This window comes from Pseudomonas cyclaminis (assembly GCF_015163715.1).
Lineage (GTDB): Bacteria > Pseudomonadota > Gammaproteobacteria > Pseudomonadales > Pseudomonadaceae > Aquipseudomonas > Aquipseudomonas cyclaminis.
Genome location: NZ_JADDUM010000378.1, coordinates 1 through 3,153, shown reverse-complemented (window position 1 = coordinate 3,153; position 3,153 = coordinate 1). Strand labels below are relative to the sequence as shown.

Here is a 3,153-nt window from a genome sequence, read left to right as displayed (position 1 = left end):
GATCCCCTACTTTTGAGGGGCCGCTGCGCCGCCCAGCGCGGGGCAAGCCCGCTCACTACAACGTCATTGATCAGGCTTTCGTGCGTTTCGGCACACGCATTGCTTAACCCATTCATCTGCCCGTAAACAGGAGCAATCGTTACCCCCCGACTCAGAGCCGACCTCATAAGAAAGTAAGGACCAGGCCTGCTGGCACTCTGCGCCACAGGCTCATAAAAACATGCGTTTTTTAAAGCGGCAGTGCCACCCCCCCCACGCAACCCTGGGCACTGACAAGGTACTGGAATGGCTCGATCTTTCTTTGACGAAATGAATGACGCAAATGGCGTATGCCGTGCGCACTATCAGGATTTCTCCCGCTGGCTGGCCAACACGCCGCCGGAACTGCTGGCCCAGCGCCGCCGCGAGGCCGACCTGCTGTTCCACCGCGCCGGGATCACCTTCACCCTCTATGGTGACGAGCAAGACACCGAGCGCCTGATCCCCTTCGACATCATCCCCCGCAGCATCCCCGCCAGTGAATGGAGCGTGATCGAACGCGGCTGTATCCAGCGGGTCAACGCGCTGAACATGTTCCTCGCCGATATCTACCATGACCAACGCATCATCAAGGCCGGGATCATTCCGGCGGATCAAGTGCTGGGCAATGAGGGCTATCAGAAGGCCATGGTCGGGCTGGACCTGCACCGCGATATCTACTCGCATATTTCCGGTGTCGACCTGGTGCGCGACGGCGACGGCACGTACTACGTGCTCGAAGACAACCTGCGCACCCCCAGCGGCGTGAGCTACATGCTCGAAGACCGCAAAATGATGATGCGCCTGTTCCCGGAAGTGTTCGCCAGACAACGCATTGCACCGGTGGACCACTACCCCAACCTGCTGCTCAAGACCCTGAAAAGCTCCAGCCGCCTGGATAACCCCAACGTGGTGGTGCTGACCCCTGGCCGCTTCAACAGCGCATTCTTCGAACATGCGTTCCTGGCCCGGGAAATGGGCGTGGAACTGGTGGAAGGCGCAGACCTGTTTGTGCACGACCTCAAGGTCTTCATGCGCACCACCGACGGCCCCAAGGCGGTGGATGTGATCTACCGGCGCATCGACGATGCGTTCCTTGACCCCCAGGCATTCAACCCCGACTCGATGCTCGGCGTGCCTGGCCTGGTCGCGGCCTATTGCGCCGGCAATGTGGTGCTGGCCAACGCCATCGGCACTGGCGTGGCGGACGACAAGTCGATCTACCCCTATGTGCCGGCGATGATCAAGTTCTACCTGGACGAAGAGCCGATCCTGCAAAACGTGCCGACCTTCCAGTGCCGCAAGCCGGATGAGCTGTCCCACGTGCTGGCCAACCTGGGCGAATTGGTAGTCAAGGAAACTCAAGGCTCCGGCGGCTACGGCATGCTGGTCGGCCCCGCCTCCACCGCCGCCGAGATCGAGGACTTCCGGCAACGCATCAAGGCCCGTCCGCACGCGTACATCGCCCAACCGACCCTGAGCCTGTCCACCTGCCCGACCTTTGTCGAAAACGGCATTGCCCCCCGGCATATCGACCTGCGGCCCTTTGTGCTCTCGGGCAAGGAAACCCGCCTGGTGCCCGGTGGCCTGACGCGGGTGGCGCTGCGTGAAGGCTCGTTGATCGTCAACTCGTCGCAAGGCGGCGGAACCAAGGACACCTGGGTGGTGGAGGGCTGAATCATGTTGAGTAGAACCGCCGCAGATCTGTACTGGATGTCCCGCTACCTGGAGCGCGCCGAGAACCTGGCGCGCATGCTCGAAGTCAGTTACTCGCTGTCGTTGATGCCGCAAGCCGGGCACACCGACGGGCTCGACGAACTGGCCATGTCGCTGCTCAGCAGCGGCACCCTGGACAGCTACCTAGAACGCCATGAAACCCTGGACGCCGAGCGCATGCTGCACTTCTTCGCCCTCGACGAAGAAAACCCCGCCAGCATCTATAACTGCCTGCGCGCCGCCCGTGGCAACGCCCACGCCGTGCGCGGGCGCATCACCGCCGATATGTGGGAAAACCTCAACGCCACCTGGCTGGAAATGCGCAGCATCGCCGCCGGCGGCCTGGCGCGACACGGCATCAGCCACTTCTGTGACTGGGTCAAGCAGCGCTCGCACCTGTTTCGTGGGGCGACGTCCGGCACCATCATGCGTAACGACGCTTACCGGTTCATCCGCCTGGGCACCTTCGTTGAACGTGCGGACAACACCTTGCGCTTGCTGGATGCGCGCTACGAGATGTTTGGCGAAGAGTCGGAAGAAGTCAGCGACCTCTCGGCACGCGGGTATTACCAGTGGAGCGCCCTGCTCCGTGCGCTTTCGTCCTTCGAGGCGTATACCGAGCTGTACCCCAATGCGCTGAATGCGCGCTCGGTGTCCGAATTGCTGTTGTTACGCAGTGATGTACCGCGTTCGTTGCATGCGTGCATTGAGGAGTTGAGCCATATCCTGGCTGACCTGCCCGGCAGCTATGGCCGTGCGGCGCAGCGCCTGGCGGCGGAGTTCGAGGCACGGCTGCGCTATACCGGGATTGATGAAATTCTTGAAGATGGCCTGCACAGCCGCCTCACGGACTTTATCGACACCGTGCGGGAGTTGGCGCGGGCGATCCATAGTTCTTATCTGGAAGTGGTTTAGCGCTGGCGTAAAAAATCCAGCAGCAGCCGGTTGACCTGCGCGGCTTGCTCGTTCTGGATCCAGTGCCCGCAGTTGGCAAGAACATGCTGTTCCAACTGCGGGACTGAAGCCGGCATGCGCTTGAGGGTATGGGCCTCAAACACCCCTACCGGATCGCGATCACCGATCAGAAACAGCGTGGGTTGCAGCACCTGGCGACCAGCCAGGTGCTCGGTGCGTTGCCAGTTCCTGTCGAAGTTGCGATACCAGTTCTGCTCACGCCAGGAATGCCAGCATTCAGGGAAACCGTGCAGCAGCCAGATCGGCGGGCCCTGTTCGGGGCCGGCGATGTGAACACTTAATTCAATGCCGTTGACGGCGACGCGTTGCTCGGTGGATTGGCTCATGAGGCATAGGTATCTACACAACTCTTAAAGGTTGACACAGAACCCTGTGGTGAGCGGGCTTGCCCCGCGCTGGGCTGGCGCCAGAGCCCCATCAAGCCGCCCCCGTTTTTCCAGACAA

The 3,153-nt window shown here is 61.4% G+C and carries 3 protein-coding genes; 2 read left to right on the top strand and 1 reads right to left on the bottom strand.

Going from position 1 to position 3,153, the window contains the following annotated elements:
- Positions 1-285: 285 nt before the first annotated feature.
- Positions 286-1,695, top strand: a complete 1,410-nt coding sequence (locus tag IQK56_RS30675) for a circularly permuted type 2 ATP-grasp protein (RefSeq protein WP_122305628.1) — start codon at positions 286-288, stop codon at positions 1,693-1,695.
- Positions 1,696-1,698: 3 nt separating this feature from the next.
- Positions 1,699-2,649, top strand: coding sequence for an alpha-E domain-containing protein (locus IQK56_RS30670; RefSeq protein ID WP_112195228.1), 951 nt, complete (start codon positions 1,699-1,701; stop codon positions 2,647-2,649).
- On the opposite strand, the gene IQK56_RS30665 is transcribed toward IQK56_RS30670, so the two are convergent.
- Complete coding sequence (locus IQK56_RS30665; RefSeq protein ID WP_150675382.1) at positions 2,646-3,035, bottom strand: alpha/beta fold hydrolase; 390 nt, start codon at positions 3,033-3,035, stop codon at positions 2,646-2,648. The genes IQK56_RS30670 and IQK56_RS30665 overlap by 4 nt on opposite strands.
- Between the last annotated feature and the right edge of the window lie 118 nt (positions 3,036-3,153).